We start from the raw sequence: 1941 nt of genomic DNA on the forward strand, positions 1-1941 counted from the left end.
AACAAATCCCCACCCAACAAAACCCCTCCGCGCCCCGCCCCCGTCTCTCCGGCCCGTTCCTCCCCACCCTGCAGACCCTGATGCCCACCTTCGCCTGCGACCAGCCGCGCACCCTCTGGCCCGCCGGCCCGCACGCCCTGCGGCTCACCATCCCGCCCGCCTGCGCCCGCACCGTCGCGCGTATCCTCCTGCGCCCTCTGCCGCGCACTTTCTTCCGCGCCGCTCGCGAGGTGCTGTGCACCTACTACCGCTTCTTGTGGCAGGAAGATGAGGTCGAGGGCGAGTCCTAGCCGTTCGCCGCTCTCGCGGAGGGACTGCTCGGGATCGTCCCCCACCACCCTCGTCGACACCAGGAACTCCCCGCGCGGCCGGCTCCGCAGCGCCGCGCCGAGCCGCGCCTCGGACTCGCCGTACGCCGGCGACGTGTCGAAGAACCGAATCCCCGCCTGGTACGCCGCATCCACCGTCGCAAGCGCCGTCTGCTCGTCCGCCTCGCCGAGATGCGACCCGCCGAGCCCGAACCGCGGCGGCCGGAAGCGAACAGCCGACCCCGGAGCGACCAGCCGGCTAGGTACGGCCATCGCACTCACCTCCGCTGGTCGGCTACCTCCAGCATCACGGCTCCGCAGCCTCTTCGCATCTCGAATCTAACGCCCGGACCGGTACAGCGCCCCTACCTCCGCATCGCTCAACGCCCGGTCGTACAGATGAACCTGGTCAACCGTCCCATCCAGGAAATCGACCTGATTCCCACCGAACTTCGCCCGCCCGATCACGGTGTCCCCAGTCGCCCCGGCATCCAGCGAACACGCGGACTTGGTAGCCACCAGCTCCCCGTCGACATACAGCCGGAGCTCCCCCTTCACCACATCCCGTACGCCGGTCACCTGGTACCACTGCCCCGGATTCGGCTTCACCGGCGCCAGCGCCCGGACTCCCGGAAAGCTCATCGCGAACCGCTGATCCTGCCCGGAGTACTGCAGGAAGAACGCACTGTCCCGTTCACCGTCCTGACTGACAAACGTCTGGAACGCCCCGTCCACCTTGTTCAACTTCACCCAAGCGCTGGCGGTGTAGTTCTTGCTGGTGTCAACCAGCGCCGCCCCGGTGTCCACGTACTGCCCCGCCCCATTCAGCGCGACCCCCTGGCCGTACTTCCCTTCGCCATACACCGCGCCCTGCTCCAGCGTCGCGTCATTGTTGCCGACAGCATCTTCCCCCGACCCGTCGAGCGGATAGAAGTGAATGCCGTCCACCCCCGGCGTACCGGGCCCGGGATCCGGCACACCCGTACCGCTCCCCGTAGCATTGTCGACAATCCGTTTGTTGATTGTCCGCACCTGCGCGAAGTCCATCTTCGGCACCCGGCGGTCGTACGTGAAGAACCCGTTCAGCTCCCCCTCGACATCGGTGATCTGCGTGTACACCGACCCACTGATCCCGCACTGCTGCGCCGAGCGCAGTACGTTCTCCTGGTTCTCCACGTACTTGCGAGTCAGCGTCGCCGAGTCCGGCTCCATCTCGTACGCCGACCCGTCGCCGAACCACATGTGGCCCGGGACCTTCAGCCCGAACCCGCCGTGCTCGCCGTCCACCGCGGCCCGGTCGGCCGTCGGCATCGTGGTCGCCGGTCCGAGGTACGCGTGGTAGTCGAGGATGTTGCCGCGCCCGGAGTCACCGTGCGAGTTGCAGCAGTTCACGCCGCTGTGCGCGTCGACGAGCCGGGACGGATCCTGCGCCGCCACCGAGTCCGCGACCTGGCCGGTCTCGGTCCGGTCCCACTCGCCCCAGCCCTCGTTGAACGGCACCCAGACGGTGATCGACGTGAAGCTCTTGTGCTCCTCGATCATCTCGTGCAGCTCGGACTTCCACTGGGTCCGCCAGGGCTCGGGCATCGCGTCGGTCTTCGACGCCGGCATGTCCTGCCAGACCATCAGACCG

General features: G+C 68.0%; 2 protein-coding genes. Both read right to left on the reverse strand.

The window, feature by feature from the left end:
- A partial coding sequence (locus tag VFF46_RS08425; protein WP_325036466.1) for an aldo/keto reductase occupies window positions 1–581 on the reverse strand: 581 nt, incomplete at its 3' end.
- 66 nt (window positions 582–647) lie between these two features.
- Window positions 648–1941 (reverse strand): LamG domain-containing protein (locus tag VFF46_RS08430; RefSeq protein WP_325036467.1); only part of this gene is annotated, 1294 nt, incomplete at its 5' end.

The organism is Kribbella sp. (assembly GCF_035655035.1).
Lineage (GTDB): Bacteria > Actinomycetota > Actinomycetes > Propionibacteriales > Kribbellaceae > Kribbella.